General features: G+C 62.1%; 14 protein-coding genes. 6 read left to right on the top strand and 8 right to left on the bottom strand.

Annotated elements, in window-relative coordinates; all coding sequences use genetic code 11:
* Positions 1–20 precede the first annotated feature (20 nt).
* Together hisC and GTW23_RS09955 are read left to right on the top strand one after the other, a co-directional pair.
* Positions 21–1,121, top strand: coding sequence for a histidinol-phosphate transaminase (hisC, locus tag GTW23_RS09960; RefSeq protein WP_252915629.1), 1,101 nt, complete (start codon positions 21–23; stop codon positions 1,119–1,121).
* A 5-nt stretch (positions 1,122–1,126) separates the two neighbouring features.
* Entirely contained in the window at positions 1,127–2,062 is a 936-nt protein-coding gene (locus tag GTW23_RS09955) for a prephenate/arogenate dehydrogenase family protein (RefSeq protein WP_152011343.1), read from the top strand.
* Between the two features lie 2 nt (positions 2,063–2,064).
* Here GTW23_RS09955 and GTW23_RS09950 read toward each other — a convergent pair whose 3' ends face one another.
* On the bottom strand, positions 2,065–3,063 hold the full coding sequence (locus GTW23_RS09950; RefSeq protein ID WP_252915628.1) for a DUF2125 domain-containing protein: 999 nt from the start codon (positions 3,061–3,063) through the stop codon (positions 2,065–2,067).
* A gap of 99 nt (positions 3,064–3,162) precedes the next feature.
* On the opposite strand from GTW23_RS09950, the gene GTW23_RS09945 reads away from it, so the two are divergent.
* Positions 3,163–3,702 carry a gamma-glutamylcyclotransferase gene (locus tag GTW23_RS09945; RefSeq protein ID WP_252915627.1) on the top strand — a complete coding sequence of 180 codons (540 nt, stop codon included), beginning with the start codon at positions 3,163–3,165 and terminating at the stop codon, positions 3,700–3,702.
* Between the two features lie 6 nt (positions 3,703–3,708).
* On the opposite strand, the gene GTW23_RS09940 is transcribed toward GTW23_RS09945, so the two are convergent.
* From GTW23_RS09940 to ftsE, 4 genes are all read right to left on the bottom strand, one after another.
* Positions 3,709–4,512, bottom strand: coding sequence for a lysophospholipid acyltransferase family protein (locus GTW23_RS09940; RefSeq protein WP_152011346.1), 804 nt, complete (start codon positions 4,510–4,512; stop codon positions 3,709–3,711).
* 104 nt (positions 4,513–4,616) lie between these two features.
* Entirely contained in the window at positions 4,617–5,348 is a 732-nt protein-coding gene (locus tag GTW23_RS09935; protein ID WP_152011347.1) for a YdcF family protein, read from the bottom strand.
* Positions 5,349–5,411: 63 nt separating this feature from the next.
* On the bottom strand, positions 5,412–6,401 hold the full coding sequence (locus GTW23_RS09930; RefSeq protein ID WP_252915626.1) for a cell division protein FtsX: 990 nt from the start codon (positions 6,399–6,401) through the stop codon (positions 5,412–5,414).
* The gene (gene ftsE / locus GTW23_RS09925; RefSeq protein ID WP_152011349.1) at positions 6,394–7,053 is read right to left on the bottom strand and encodes a cell division ATP-binding protein FtsE; all 660 of its coding nucleotides are present in this window, start codon (positions 7,051–7,053) and stop codon (positions 6,394–6,396) included. The genes GTW23_RS09930 and ftsE overlap by 8 nt, the downstream gene beginning before the upstream one ends.
* Before the next feature lie 203 nt (positions 7,054–7,256).
* On the opposite strand from ftsE, the gene GTW23_RS09920 reads away from it, so the two are divergent.
* The 3 genes from GTW23_RS09920 (at position 7,257) to GTW23_RS09910 (ending at position 9,079) form a co-directional block, all read left to right on the top strand.
* Positions 7,257–7,880 carry a hypothetical protein gene (locus tag GTW23_RS09920; protein WP_152011350.1) on the top strand — a complete coding sequence of 208 codons (624 nt, stop codon included), beginning with the start codon at positions 7,257–7,259 and terminating at the stop codon, positions 7,878–7,880.
* A 179-nt stretch (positions 7,881–8,059) separates the two neighbouring features.
* The gene (gene hpt, locus GTW23_RS09915) at positions 8,060–8,602 is read left to right on the top strand and encodes a hypoxanthine phosphoribosyltransferase (protein WP_152011351.1); all 543 of its coding nucleotides are present in this window, start codon (positions 8,060–8,062) and stop codon (positions 8,600–8,602) included.
* Positions 8,603–8,710: 108 nt separating this feature from the next.
* Positions 8,711–9,079, top strand: a complete 369-nt coding sequence (locus GTW23_RS09910) for a response regulator (protein ID WP_152011352.1) — start codon at positions 8,711–8,713, stop codon at positions 9,077–9,079.
* Positions 9,080–9,105: 26 nt separating this feature from the next.
* Here GTW23_RS09910 and GTW23_RS09905 read toward each other — a convergent pair whose 3' ends face one another.
* From GTW23_RS09905 to lptM, 3 genes are all read right to left on the bottom strand, one after another.
* Complete coding sequence (locus tag GTW23_RS09905; protein WP_252915625.1) at positions 9,106–11,697, bottom strand: TIGR02302 family protein; 2,592 nt, start codon at positions 11,695–11,697, stop codon at positions 9,106–9,108.
* 138 nt (positions 11,698–11,835) lie between these two features.
* On the bottom strand, positions 11,836–13,104 hold the full coding sequence (lysA, locus tag GTW23_RS09900) for a diaminopimelate decarboxylase (RefSeq protein ID WP_252915624.1): 1,269 nt from the start codon (positions 13,102–13,104) through the stop codon (positions 11,836–11,838).
* Positions 13,105–13,113: 9 nt separating this feature from the next.
* Positions 13,114–13,302 (bottom strand): LPS translocon maturation chaperone LptM, encoded by a 189-nt coding sequence (lptM, locus tag GTW23_RS09895; RefSeq protein WP_252915623.1) that lies wholly within the window; start codon positions 13,300–13,302, stop codon positions 13,114–13,116.
* Positions 13,303–13,376 lie beyond the last annotated feature (74 nt).

The following is a 13,376-nucleotide window of genomic DNA, read 5'->3' as shown; positions in this document are numbered from 1 at the left end:
GCTTGCAAGGAAGCTTCTTCATGAACAGCACCGACATGCCCCGCCCGAAACCGGGTGTTATGGATATCGCGGCCTATGTGCCGGGGCGCGAGACCGCGCATGGCGCGGCCAAGGTTTACAAGCTGTCTTCCAATGAATCGCCGCTGGGGCCGAGCCCCAAGGTTGCCGAGGCGTTGGCAGCCAGGAATGCGAACCTGGCGCTGTATCCGGACGGCTCGGCACATCTGCTGCGCGATGCGATCAGCCGTGCCTACGGTCTCAATCCTGGCAACATCATGTGCGGCAACGGCTCGGACGAACTGCTCGGGCTGTTGTGCCAGACCTACCTGGCGCCGGGTGACGAGGGTGTTTTCACCCAGCATGGTTTCCTGGTCTACAAGATCCAGATCATGGCTGCCGGCGCGGTGCCTGTGTCGGTTCCCGACACCGATGACCTGACAGCCAATGTCGACAATATCCTCGGCGCGGTGACCGAACGGACCAAGCTCGTCTTTCTCGCCAACCCGAACAATCCCACCGGCACCTATCTTCCGGTCAGCGAAGTCCGGCGCCTGCATGCCGGACTGCCCGGTCACGTGATCCTGGTGCTCGATGCGGCCTATGCCGAATATGTGCGGCGCAACGACTACGAGGCGGGCGTCGAGCTGGTTTCGGCGAACGCCAATGTGGTGATGACCCGGACGTTCTCGAAAATCCACGGTCTTGCCGGTTTGCGGATTGGCTGGATGTATGCGCATGAAGCGATCATCGATGCCTGCAACCGCGTGCGCGGGCCGTTCAATGTCAACGCCCTGGCAATCACCGCCGGCGCGGCGGCAATCGGTGACCGGGCGCATATCGACCGGGCCGTCGAGCACAATGAAATCTGGCTCGGCCGCGTTGTCGAGGCAGTCGAGGCGATGGGGCTGTCGGTGACACCTTCGGTCGGCAATTTCGTACTGATTCACTTCCCCGACACCCCGTGCAAGACCGCGGCGGATGCGGACGAGTATCTGGGTGCGCGCGGCTATGTGCTGCGGCGCGTGGCGGGCTATGGCCTGCCGGACGCGCTGAGAATGACAATCGGAAGTGAGGAAGCCAATCTCGGTGTGATCGACGCGCTGAAGAGCTTTATGGCCTGAGTGACATGACCAAACCGCTGTTCGAGACTGTCGCCCTGATCGGCATCGGGCTTATCGGCTCGTCGCTGGCGCGGGTGATCCGCGCCAAGGGGCTCGCCGGCGAGGTCGCCATCGCCACACGAAGTGCCGAGACGCTTGAAGCGGCGCGTGCGCTCGGTCTGGGTGACAGCTACTTCGGCTCCAATGCAGAAGCTGTCGCCAAGGCCGATCTGGTGATCGTCTCGGTTCCAGTGGGTGCATCGGAAGCGGTGGCTCGGGAGATCGGGCCACATCTGAAGCCAGGCGCAATCGTCACCGACGTCGGCTCGACCAAGGCGTCGGTCGTCCGGCAGATGCAGCCGCACATTCCGGACACGGCCCATTTCGTGCCCGGCCACCCGATCGCCGGTACCGAGCAAAGCGGCCCGCAGGCGGGTTTCGCCGAGTTGTTCGAAGGACGCTGGTGCATTCTGACGCCGCCGGCGGGCACCGATGCCGGGGCAATCGCAAGACTGGCAGAGTTCTGGGAAGCATGCGGCTCGACGGTCGAGGAGATGGATCCGGATCATCATGACCTTGTGCTGGCGATCGTGTCGCACCTTCCGCATATCATTGCCTACAACATCGTCGGAACCGCGGACGATCTGGAAGCCGTGACCAAATCCGAGGTGATCAAGTACTCGGCCTCCGGCTTCCGCGACTTTACCCGCCTGGCCGCATCCGATCCGGTGATGTGGCGAGATGTCTGCCTGCACAACAAGGATGCAATCCTTGAAATGCTGGCGCGATTTTCCGAGGATCTGTCGTCGCTGCAGCGCGCGATCCGCTGGGGGGACGGCGATAAGCTGTTTGAGCTGTTTACACGAACCCGCGGCATCCGCCGTTCGATCGTCGAGGCCGGGCAGGACACGGATGCGCCCAACTTCGGCCGCAACGCTCCCAAGACCGACGCTGCGGAATAGGTTCAGAATGCAGGCAGTTCGCCGAGCGGAATGATCCCGAGCGAGACCTGGTTGTTCCGTATCGTCAAGGGCAGGGTGGTGGCATCGTCGCCGGGCCTGATATCCAGCGCCGAGATCATCGGGCCGAAGCGGCTGATCAGCTGAGCACTCTCCGGGTTGAGGCTTGCTACCAGTTCCGAGAGTTGCTCGAGGTTGCTGACCGTCAGTTCGAGATTTGCGGTCAGGCGTCCATCAGCACTGACCTGAACCGGGCCAGCCAAGTCGAGCGTCGATGTTTCATCAAACTCGATGGCGACGCGATGCAGCTCCCCTGCAAAGGGGCCGCGGAGCGGAGCAAAGGGGACCTGCAACAGGGACGACTGGTCCGAGAGGGTTGCCTCGAATGTGACGGACCTGGCGCCCAGTCCGGTGATCAGCGTGTTGCGCAGGTTCTCGCCGTAGATAGCGACATCCAGATCGGGGCCATTTTGACGTGCATGGGCTGTCACGCGGTCTGCCTCAAGGGCGAAGCGCTGGGTGAGCCCTGCGCCGTCGATGTTGACGCTGGTGTTCCTGGCGTCAATCGAGCCGCGGTCAAGTCCGTTCGATACCGCCCTGACACTGGCCTGCATCAATTGCCAGTCAGCGCGCAGGATCAGGCCCGACGTATCCAGCATGAACGGTCCGTCGATTTCGCCGACAACATGCTGCGGCCGGTAAAACTGGGCGGCGGAGCGAAAGGCGCCCGAGGTCGCGACTATTCTCTGCGCCGGGTTTGCATAGGATACGGTTTCGCAGAACAGTCCGACGCGGAAGGGATAGCCGCGGACCTCGGCCTCGGCACAGTCGGCGCTGGCGCCTGGGCCGACAATCCGCGCCAGTGTGGCGGGCAGTTGATCCTCGATACGGGAGGCGAAGAAGAACCAGCCGAATGTCCAGAGCAGGCCCGCGGTGACCATGGCGCCGACCAGCCAGGCGAACTTGCGCGACACCGGAGACTGACCGTTGGCAGATGATGGCATTGCGTTCTCCATGCGTGGCCTGCAATAAGGACCGACAAGGCGGTTATAGCGGGAATTGAAGTGTAGCAGCGGCTTTTCGCCGTCAACCTAGGCTGGGATATGGACGATTTTTGGGTGTTTGGCTATGGATCGCTGATGTGGCGGCCGGGTTTCGCGCATGAGGAAACAAGGCAGGCACGGCTGTTCGGCTATCACCGGGCGCTTTGCGTGCGCTCCTTTGTCCACCGCGGTACGCCGGAACGGCCGGGACTGGTTCTGGGGCTGGATCGTGGCGGCTCCTGTCATGGTGTCGCCTTTCGGGTGCGGCCCGCCGACCGGGACGCAGTGACAGACTACCTGCGGGCACGTGAACTGGTCACCAATGTGTATCTTGAGACCACGCGCAAGGTGCGTCTGGATGATGGGCGGGATGTCCGGGCACTGACCTATGTTGTCGACCGCGGCCACACGCAATATGGAGGTGCGTTGTCGGTCAAGGATGCGCTTTCACAGGTTTCCGGCGCCGTGGGACAATCGGGTCCCAACGAGGACTACGTTATCAACACGGTTGATCATCTCAGGACGTTGCGTATCCGCGATCAGCATCTGGAAGCGGTTGCGGATGCACTGCGGGTTCCGGTGCGACTTACGGGTCAATGAAACCTGTCATTGAAGCCGGGGATCCGAGGGCAGGGCTCCGAGCTCCTTGAGCCTGCGCCGTGCATCCGCACGCAGAGGTAGCTGCGGATTGGCCGCCACGGTTTCGACCAGCAGCTTGTCGCTGGCGGTCTCCATGACCTCGATCAGCCTGTCCATGAATCGATCGGGATCCATGCCCGCCGGAATCGGCGGCAGGATCTGCACCTTGAAATGGCCGGGATAGCGCAGGAACTTGCGGCGCGGCCAGAACAGGCCCGGATGCATGACGACCGGCACCACCGGCACATCGAGGTCACGGTAGAGCCGGGCGATGCCGTATTTGTAGTCCGGCGGCGCGCCGGCGGCGCGGCGCGTGCCTTCGGGATAAATGATGAGCTGGCGGCCGTTGCGGATTTCTTCTTTCGTGCGCTCCAGCACTTCGGCCATGACCTTGCCACGGGCGCCGCGATTGACCGGGATCATCTTCATCTTCGAGACATACTGGCCGAACAGCGGGATCCACATGAGCTCGCGCTTGAGGATGTAGAACGGATCGTCGAGCCAAGGCAGCAAGGCGTAGGCATCCCAGAAGGACTGGTGCTTGGGAGCAAAAATGTAGCCGGTGTCGGGGATGTTCTCGAGACCTTCGATCTCGAACGTCGTTCCAACAATCCTTGCCTGCAGCCAATGATTGGCGCGAACCCAGTTCTTCGGGACGGACCAGGCCTTCTTGCGTTCAGCCAAGAAGTAGTACGGCGATAGCAGGATCATGCGTGCGATCAGGTTGATGTAGAACGCAATATTGAAAAGAACGGAGCGTAGGGCAATCATCATGGATTCCGGGTTGGCGTGGGGCGCTGCCGGAAACGCCAGCAGAACCTGTAATCCGGGTTACACCATTGATGGGCAGCGGAAAACCGGCGCGGCGGGAAAAATCACTGCAGGCTGGAGGTCACCGGTGCCTGCCCATAGACATCGGCGCGCAGGCCACTCGAGGTTTTCGCCCCGCTCCAGTAGCGCAGCTGCGCCAGGGAGTATTTGGCGTATTCCACGAAAAGTGTCCGCAGCGCGACCGGATCGGCGAGCCATGTCTCGGTCTTCAGATCGGCATGGGTCACCGGATAGGCCAGGAAGGTCACGTCAGGGCTTGCCTGGGAGAGTTCGAGCAGGCTGCGTGGCATGTGGTAATTGTTGGTGACCACCAGAACACGGCTGTAGCCGCGCTGCCGGATCCACTCGGCTGTTTCATTGGCATTGCCGATGGTGTCGAGAGCCTCGTAGCCGATATCGACGCAGCAGGCGAAGGTCGCCGTCTTGGTTCCGGTGGCCCGGCGGAGTGCCGCGCCGCTGGTGGATGGATTGACGCCCGAAATCAGCAGACGTGCGCCGACACCGCTCTCCAGCAATGCCAGTGCCTGATCGATTCGCTGATAACCGCCGGTCAGCGCCACGATTGCATCAACTTCACTGGCTGTATCGGTGGCCTTCAACTCTGCTATGGAGTCGGTGAAGCGGAAAAAACCCATTGCAATCAATGCGGCACCAACGATGGCGGTGATCGTGAACAAGCGCAGGCCATGGTGACCCACCCGCCGGAGACGATGGAACGCATCAGTCTTGGCGGCTCCGGGCGAGTCCGGATCAGGTTGTGCGGTTTCCACGCTCATAACCCATGAATACTCCGAGATTCCGGCAAGGACCAGTCAGATTTGCGGCAAAACCCGGGCAAGTTAACCGATTTCCGCAAGCGAAGGATCAGCCCGCTGGCGATCGATTTCGCGGATCGTGCGTGTGACTGTCAGTCGCGTCGTTACCGCCGTCATTGCCGAGATCAGCACGACAATGCCGACAATGCCGAAGTAGCCGGCACCGCTGAGGGTGAAGCGGCCGAAAAGGGCCGTCACCTGATCATTGAGGGCCGTCGCCATCGAATTGGATTGCCAGGCTCCGAGCAGCAGAAATCCCAGAGCCGCAATGCCGCCGCCAAAGGCTGCCCCCTTGAGGCCGATCAACAGGAAACGCTTCTGGAATTCGGAGGCGATGAAACTGGTTTCGGCGCCGACGAAATGCAGCACTTCGACGATGTGTCTGTTGCCGGCCATCGCGCCACGGGTGGCGAAGATGACGGTCAGCATGGTGGTGGCGAACATCAGCGTCAGAATGCCGATGCCGATCAGCACGGTGATGCGCGCCATGGAAATCAGGCGATCGGCCCAGGCGCGGTGATCATCCAGCGTTGCGGCGGGAACAGCCTCGGCAAGGTTCTGCCGGATCGCTGCAAAATCCGGTGGTGCGGTCTCATCAATGGTAACGATGACCAGCCTGGGTACGGGAAGCTCGTCCATGTCGAAACCTTCGCCAAGCCATGGTTCGAGCAATCGCGCGGTCGAGGCGCGGTCGACTATTTCCGCGCTCAAGGTGCCCGGAAAGGACAATGCGATGGTCCGCACCTCGGTCAAAGCGGCTTCCATGTCGAGACCATCTTCCGGCTTGATCTGCACCGTGATCTCGCGAGAGACATCCCCCTGCCAGGCTTCAGCCTTTTCCTGGATCATGGTCACAGCTCCCAGCGTCATGGCGCAGAGAAATGACATGATGGCGATCACCACCATCAGTGCGTGGCCGGACACATTGACCGGCGGCACGATCGGCGCCATCGGCCGGAGCGTGACCAGCCTCTCTCTCTTCCGGGTATCGCTGGGATCGGCGCGCTCAGTCATAGATATCGAGCCGTCCTTCCGACAGGATCATGCGCCGGGCGTCGACCCGATCCATCAGGCTCAGGTCATGGGTGGCGATGATGACGGCCGTGCCGAGCCGGTTGAGCTCGGTGAACAGGTTGAGCAGCCGCTGCGCCATCGGCGGATCGACATTGCCGGTGGGTTCGTCTGCGAGCAGCACCTCGGGCTGGTCGATCAGGGCGCGGGCAATCGCCACGCGCTGTTTTTCGCCGCCGGACAGAACCGGCGGCAGTACGTTGATGCGCTCCCCAAGCCCGACCCATTTGAGCAGTTCGATTACATCGGACCGATAGCTGGCTTCCTCCTTGCCGCGCACCCGTAGCGGCAGGGAGACATTCTCATAGGTGGTCATGTGATCGAGTAGACGGAAATCTTGGAAGACGATGCCGATCCGCCGCCGCAGCAGCGGCAGTTCCTCTCCGGGAATCACGGAGATATCGCGATCGAACATGCGAATCAGTCCGCGTGTCGGTTTGAGCGACATGAAAAGCAGGCGCATCAACGTGGTTTTTCCCGCACCCGACGGGCCGGTCAGGAACTGGAAGGATCTCTTGGGGATGTCGAAGGTCAGGTCACGCAGGACCTCAGGTCCCATACCGTAACGCAAACCGACATTTTCGAAATGGATCAAAGGTCCCTTCCTGTCCCGGCAGGACTTTGTGAGCGGCAACCGGGCCGCACAGTCGCCGGGTATGGTTAATGCGGCGTTAAATCCGTGCCCCGAACCGGCTGGTATACGCGGCTCGTTCGCCAAGCGTTAATCATTTCCATTTACGGATCGGTAAGAGATGTTTCAATGCCTTCTGCATTGCAGGGGTGGAAAAGGGGTGCCTCATGGGCGTTTCAAACCGTGCCACACATCCGCTCAGACCGGAAGCCGGTGATCTGCTGATGCCGGAGCGACGATCCGGCCTGAACCCCGTACGCAGGCGTGATGCGGAGGATGCCTGCTTCGAAACCGTTTCCGCACCGCGCGATGTGTTTGCAACGCGACCGGCGGCAAGGACTGACGGCGGGGTGTTCAAATCCCGGATGACAATGCCAGCGGCCGAAGATGGCCCCATTCCGCGCGACTTCGCAGGCCGCTCCTCCGCAGCGGGCGAGCGGCTCGGTGTGTTTGCCGGCAATCCGGGCACCAGCAAGACGAGCCGGCTGATGTCTCCGCTGATGACACTTGCCGTGATGGTGTGTGCGGTCATGGCGATGGCCGTGTTCTGGATGGCCGGTGGTCACGCACTGGTCGGTGAGCCCGGTGCCGGAGAGCCACCGGCAAGAACCGACGCGGGACCCGCCCCGTTGCGGGAGCCCGTGGTGCTGTCGCCCGACCCGGTGGTAACGTCCTCCACACCAGCCAACCAGTCGAAGCCTGCCGCCCAGGGCTATTCTGCCCCTTTGCCGCGGCCCGCCCGAATCGAACGGGCAGGTTCCATCCTGATGATCAGGCCGGCGGGCGGTTGAGGCCGACAAGTAACAACCAAAGTCTGGGAGGCTCGCGGCCCGCGCCCTGATTGTCATGGCAGATGACGCCGACGGGTGAGCATTGCCGCGAAAACGTGGGCTCAAACGGCTTTCAATTGACGGCGAAGACCTCTAGGAGTGGGCGCTGATAGCAGACCAACCCTTCCTGGAGAGCGCGAATGCCGGTTGTGCGCGGAAAAAACATCGAACCCCTTTTTACTCCGGACATGATTGCTGCGCGCAATCGCGCGATGGCGGCGGAGATCGCTGAAAGTCCGAAGAAGGACCTGCTGGTGATTTCGATCCTGAAGGGCTCGTTCATTTTCGCCGCGGACCTGATCCGCGCACTGCATGATGCCGGTCTCGCGCCGGAAGTGGAGTTCATCACCCTGTCGAGCTACGGTCGCGGCACCACCAGCCAGGGCGTGAAGATCATCAAGGACATCGACAGCGATGTGCGCGGGCGCGATGTGCTGTTGATCGACGACATTCTGGAATCGGGCCGGACGCTGCGCTTTGCGCGTGACCTGATGTACGAGCGCGGCGCCAACAATGTCGATATCGCCGTGCTGCTCGACAAGCGCTCCCGCCGCGAAGGCAGCCTCGATGCCGATTATGTCGGCTTCGAGTGCCCGGACTATTTTGTGGTCGGCTACGGCATGGACGTGGCCTATGCCTTCCGCGAACTGCCCTTTGTCGGGGTGGTCAAGGGCGACGCCTGAGTCTGCGACCTCCGCGCCGAATCGACGCGGCACACGGAGAATGATCCGGTCGTTCACCTTGCGGCAAGTTTTGCACCCTAGGTTCCGCGGACAAGCAGGGAGCAAATGATGGCCAGAATTCTCATCGCCGAAGACGAAGATTCTCTCAGGCGCTTTGTTGCGCGGGCGCTCGTCATGGATGGTCACGAGATCGTCGAAGCCGGAGACGGAGCCGAGGCGCTGGACCATGTGATGGAGAGCAGTTTTGATCTGCTGTTGTCCGATATCCGGATGCCGGTCATGGACGGCATCGCGCTTGCGACTGCGTCCGCCGAACACAGCCCCGGTATGCCGATCCTGCTGATGACGGGCTATGCCGAACAGCGCGAGCGCGCCGAGCCGCTGATGCAGATCGTCGTGGATGTGGTTCCGAAGCCGTTCTCGCTGCCGGACATCCGCCAGGCGGTGGCGGACGCGTTGACCGCGCAGGCCGCCTGAGGCCGAGCTGTACTGCCTCTGCCGGTCTATTGAAGATCGAGCAGGCGCTCCAGGTAGCGCTTCTCCAGTTCCGGCGACAGCTGGTCACCCAGCCGCTTGCGGATCGCATCAAGGATTTCCCTTGCGCGCTGGATATCGATTTCGTCGGGTACCTCGACCCGGCTGCCGAAGTCCGGGCCGGTGGTGGCACGTGGCCGGCCGAGCGGGTCGCGATCATCGGCAGCGCGGTTGCCGTTCTGATCGGGTCCCTCACCTTCCGCTTCGCCCTGCTGGTTGCCCATGGCCTGCATCATCTGGTTCATCATGGCCTCGGCGCCCTGCCTGAGCGCCTGCAGAGCCCTTCCCTGATCGCTGAGGGCCTGACCTGTTTCACCACCTTGGAGGTTTCCGGTGGCGTCGCCCATGGCTTCGCCGGCTTCGCCAAATCCTTCTGAGGGCTGCATGCCCATGCCCTCCAGATCGCTCTGCAACTGCCCGAGCGCGTCGCGGAGCTGCTGCTGGCTGCGGCCCAGCGCGCCGAGCATGTCCTCGAGCGATTGCTGGCCCTGGCCCTCTTGCCCCTGATCCTGTCCCTGGCCGGGTTGCTGCTGTCCCTGCTGCTGGCGGTCACGGCCTTCGCCTGGCTGGCTCTGGCGCTCCCTGTCGGCGCGCATGGTCTCATCCATCAGTTGTTGCTGCTGGCGCATCAGTTCGCCAAGCTTGTCCATCTGCTGGCGCATAGGACCGCCCTGCTGCTGCTGGCGTTGCTGCCTGCCTGCTTGGAGATTGTTCATCATCCGCTGCAGTTCCTGCAGCATCTGCTGGGCCTGGTCGCGGGCGCCGGAGCGGGCAAGATTCTCGATCTGGTCGAGCATGTTGTCGAGATCACGCTGACGCAGCATGTTTTCCGGCATCGCCTGCTGGGTCTCGGTATTTTGGTTGTTCATGTTCTGGCGCGCCAGCTCACTGAGATATTCCTGCATGGCTTCGCGCAACTCATCCATCAGCTGGGCGATCTCTTCGTCGCTGGCACCGTTTTCGAGCGCTTCGGCGAGCGCGTTCTGGGCATCACGCAAGCGGCGCTCGGCGAGCGACAGGTTGCCGTCCTCGATCTGCAGTGCAACGCCCCACATGTAGTCGATGGCCTCGCGCAGCTCATCATCAGAGCGGGCATAGGCGAGCCGGCCCCGGACCGATTCCAGCAAAAGGTAATGGCTGAGGTTCGGGATGGTTTCATCCGGAGCTATGGTCAGCGCATCATGCAGGTCGAAGACCCTGCGCAGGTTGTTGGCATCGAGGGCCAGCACGCCGCGCTGTTCGACCACCGCGGCCGCCAGCGGTTCGGAGAACCGGCGTCCTGGCAGCACTGTCTCGAGGGTTTCGCTGCGGCCTTCCTGCCCGGCTCCGTCGGTGGCTACAAGGGTGATCCGAACCCTCTGTCCCGCCAGCGGATGCTCGGTCAGATCATGACTGGCGACTGCGCGATTGTCGGCAGAAGAGCGCCGGGGGAGGGGCAGCCGGTACTTCGGCGGATCGAACAAGGGTCTGGCGTTCGCTGCAGGTTCGGCGGCCGGAACGATCTCGGCTTCTGCACTGGCAATTCCGTGATCGTCGAAGAGGGTATAGTCGAGTTCCAGTGCGCCGTTGGTTGCACGGCGCGGGGTTTCGACGAATGTTGCCACGGGCGGTTCGTCCGGTATCAAGCGGATTGCAAAGTTTTCCTCAGACCTTCCGGCGCTGATCTTCAGTTCGCCGCCGGTTCCCGGCTTGAATGTCCAGGTGGATGCTCCCGCGGGGGTGGCTGCGGCTGCCGTATCGGCATTTTCCGGTTCGATGGCCGCCTGAGTGTCCGAACCGGTTCCCCACAACACCTGTGCGTCGGCGCTGCCGCCGCCGACGCGAATGGTAATCTCGCTGCCCTCGATGGCTTCAACGGGCTCTCCTTGAGGCCGTTCGATCCCGGTGAGGAAAATCGGCGCCTGATTGACGTAGGGCGGCGGCGTGATCCAGGCGTCGATGCGGATATCGGGCAATTGTTCGCTGGAATGGCTGAGGAAGGCATCGGAGGGTCTGCCGGCATTGCCGGAGTAGGAATAGCCGAAGGCGACAAACAGCAGCAGCGCGAGGGCGACGCGCATGCCCCAGGGATCGCGCTGTGGCAGGCTTGAGCGGGGGATGCCGGTCTCCAGGGCGCCGATCTTGCTTGCCATGCGGCGCCGATGTTCTTCCCAGAGCGCGCGGGCGAAAGGATCGTCCGCCTCGATCTTGTCGTCCTGGGTGGCAATGGCCTGATTGGCAATGCGGTTCTCGGCCTCCAGACGGGCATCGATCTCGGCGCGACCGGGCGAGCGGAAGCGCAGCAGGGGCCACAGTGACGCCAGCACGCCAAGGCCGAAAAGACCGAGGAGCAGCAGCCTGAACCAGTCGGGAACGATGCGGAAAATCCCAAACCAGGAGAAGCTGAAATAGAGTGCGACGACCGACAGCAGCGGGGCGGAAAGGGTAAGAAGACGGCCAATCGACAGGTTGAGCCGCATGCGCAGACGGCCAAGGCTGACAGAGCGCCGGACTTCAATGTTCCTGTCTGCCGGCTCACGGCCTTCGGATAAGGATTGCCTGGCTTCGGGTGTGGTTGCCATCTCGTTTTCCTTCAGCGTCAGGAAAGAAGATAGCAGTCTTTGCGGCCAAGGCGAGGCCTGCGTCAAAAAAGTGAAGCGTGATTGCCGCCGCCAGGGAAAATATCCGAGGCGTTGCCATGCCCGGGCAGGCAGTCCGGCTCAGTCAAGCCAGGCTGGCACCGAATCCAGTCCGATCAGATCGTCGTAGGACGGACGCGGGCGAACGACGTGGAACTGGTCGCCGTTGACCAGCACCTCGGGCACCAGCAGCCTGGTGTTGTAGGTGCCGGACTGAACCGCCCCATAGGCGCCCGCAGAGCCGATTGCGATCAGGTCGCCGGCCTTCAACGCCGACATTTCCCTATCCTTGGCAATGTAGTCGCCGCTTTCGCATACGGGGCCGACGATGTCGGCACGAATACGTGGCGCACTGGCGGCCGAGAGTTTCACCGGCCGGACCTCGTGCCAGGCTTCATAGAGTGTCGGCCGGATCAGGTCGTTCATGGCGGCATCGACGATGACGAAGGTCTTGTCGCCGCCGTCCTTTATGTAGATCACTTCCGAGACCAGAACGCCCGCATTGGCGACAATCAGGCGGCCGGGCTCGAGGATCACCTTGCAACCAAGATCGCGCAGCCGCGCCTTGACCATGTTGCCATAGGCGTCCGGATCGGGCGGGGTTGCATTGTCGTCGCGGTAGGGAACACCCAAGCCACCGCCAATGTCGAAATGATCGATTGCGTGGCCGTCGGCGCGCAGCAGTCCGATCAGTTCGACCATCAGTTTCAGTGCATCGTCGAACGGCTGAAGATCGGTGATCTGGCTGCCGATATGCATGTCGATGCCGGTGACACGAACACCTTCGAGGCTTGCGGCGTGGCGGTAGACCGCCTGGGCGCGCTGCCAGGAGATTCCGAACTTGTCTTCCTTCTTGCCGGTCGAGATCTTGGCATGGGTCTTGGCGTCGACATCGGGATTGATGCGGAAGGAGATCGGCGCCACCTTGCCCATCGCGAGCGCGCGGGCGTTGAGCACTTCGAGTTCGGGTTCGGATTCGATGTTGAAGCAATAGATGTCGGCTGCCAGCGCCGCATCCATTTCACGCCAGGTCTTGCCAACGCCGGAGAACATGATCTTCGAAGCAGGGATGCCGGCTGCCAGAGCGCGGCGCAACTCGCCTTCGGAGACGACATCGACGCCTGATCCCAATTGCGCCAGGGTCCTGAGCACAGCCTGGTTGGAGTTGGCCTTCATGGCGTAACAGACCATCGAATCGATGTCGGCGAAAGCGCCCGAAAACACCTTGTAGTGGCGGCTCAGGGTGGCGGTCGAATAGCAGTAAAACGGGGTGCCGACCTGGGCAGCAATGTCGGGCAGGCTGACGCCTTCGGCGTGCAGAACGCCATCACGATATTCAAAGTGGTTCACGGGGTGTGCCTATTCGAGAAGACCATCGAGGATAAAACGCCGTTCCTTGACTGCCGGGGACGATGCCTCTTCAGCCGTGGCCGGCGGTGCAGCGGTGACACTGGGGCGTTCGAGGTCGCCCTTGCGTCCGCACCCGGTCAGGACTGCGCTCAGCAGGGTCACAGCGCATATGGTTTTGATCCATGAGCCGGTCGTCATTTTCTGTTCCTCGCTATCGCCTGTGCGCTGTTGATGGCGCCAGGGCCTGAATACAGGATTTCGGCATACAAGTT

The organism is Parahoeflea alexandrii (genome assembly GCF_024105735.1).
Classification (GTDB): Bacteria; Pseudomonadota; Alphaproteobacteria; order Rhizobiales; family Rhizobiaceae; genus Hoeflea; species Hoeflea alexandrii.
The sequence above is the reverse complement of the archived record's forward strand: the minus strand, read 5'-3'. Positions and strand labels throughout refer to the sequence as shown.